The sequence below is a fragment of the Mesorhizobium sp. M7A.F.Ca.US.002.01.1.1 genome, assembly GCF_004022955.1.
GTDB classification, from domain to species: Bacteria; Pseudomonadota; Alphaproteobacteria; order Rhizobiales; family Rhizobiaceae; genus Mesorhizobium; species Mesorhizobium ciceri.
The window spans coordinates 1-1,054 of the sequence record NZ_RZQE01000927.1 but is presented as its reverse complement, the minus strand read 5'-3'; the positions used below and the strand labels follow the sequence as shown (position 1 = coordinate 1,054).

At 62.1% G+C, this 1,054-nt stretch carries 2 protein-coding genes and 1 pseudogene; all 3 read right to left on the bottom strand.

All coding sequences use genetic code 11. From position 1 onward, the window contains the following. Positions 1 to 218 (bottom strand): annotated as a pseudogene (locus EN932_RS36795) (class D beta-lactamase); the annotation flags it as partial. A 134-nt stretch (positions 219 to 352) separates the two neighbouring features. Next, positions 353 to 727 carry a membrane protein insertion efficiency factor YidD gene (gene yidD, locus EN932_RS36790; protein WP_127369531.1) on the bottom strand — a complete coding sequence of 125 codons (375 nt, stop codon included), beginning with the start codon at positions 725 to 727 and terminating at the stop codon, positions 353 to 355. Positions 728 to 811: 84 nt separating this feature from the next. Then, positions 812 to 970 (bottom strand): hypothetical protein, encoded by a 159-nt coding sequence (locus EN932_RS36785; RefSeq protein WP_127369532.1) that lies wholly within the window; start codon positions 968 to 970, stop codon positions 812 to 814. Between the last annotated feature and the right edge of the window lie 84 nt (positions 971 to 1,054).

Below are 1,054 nucleotides of genomic sequence, written 5' to 3'. Positions count from 1 at the left end.
ATCAGCGACAGCGGCACTTTGAACGTCGAGGCCGGGCTGAACCGCTGGTCGCACACTCCGTCCTGGTAAAGCGTCTTGCCGCTCGCCGCATCGGCGATCACCGTGCACTGCAAATCCCCCAGCGGCGCCGATTGCGCGCGCAACGGAAATCCCAGCAGCCAGGCGAGCAGGAACAGGATCCCGGCAAAGATGAAGGGAAGACGGTCGAAATTGCGCATTTTCTGCTCGCTCCAGAAGGGGGTTCGTGAGCGGCTTAGCGGGGTCTCTTGTCTCGATTTTGTCTCAAATGCGCAGTCTTTGTGCAGGCTGTTGTTAACCCTACCGGATCGTAAACCTGCTCTCCCCCCGGCCATCATTCCTGCGCTTTGCCGTGCTTGCTGCCGATCCGCCAGTACCGCCAGGGCATGAACCAGAGATAGCGATCCGCAAGCGCCTCCGGCACCAGGTCTATGCCATGCGTGCCGAATGGCCCGCAGCGCAGCACGCGGAAGAATCCCATCCAGCCGCCGGCCCACAGGCCATGGCGGGCGATCGCCTCATGCGCATATTCCGAACAGGTCGGCAGATGCCGGCAGGAATTGCCGACAAAGCCCGACAGCGTCAGCTGGTAGAGGCGCACGAGCGACGTGCCGAGGAGACGGCCTGGCGTCTTGCGCCAGGGGCCGGGCCAGTTGCGGCCGCGTTTTTGCGACCCGTCTATATGCGCATGCCCATGCTGGTCGCGCACCACAGTCTCCGTATCGCGTTTCCCAGGCGATAGATGTGGACTTCCGCCGGAGAACGCAATCCCCCCTCCTTGCGCGCCCCGCCATCACGGACGGGAACGGCGAAACGGCTGCCTGTCAGCCGACGGCGCCCAGCGGCCACGACTGGCCGGCCCCTCGCGGCGCTTTGAATGCTGCTTTTCGTCACGCCATTGAAACGTCGCGATCCGCATGACATCGCCAAAAATGTTCAGCAACTGGATCATGGTCGGTCTCCTTTGACATGGATTAGACCGCCGCTGGCCTTCGCCTTCAAACGAGTATAATTTCCACTTCGGATAATCCTGGGT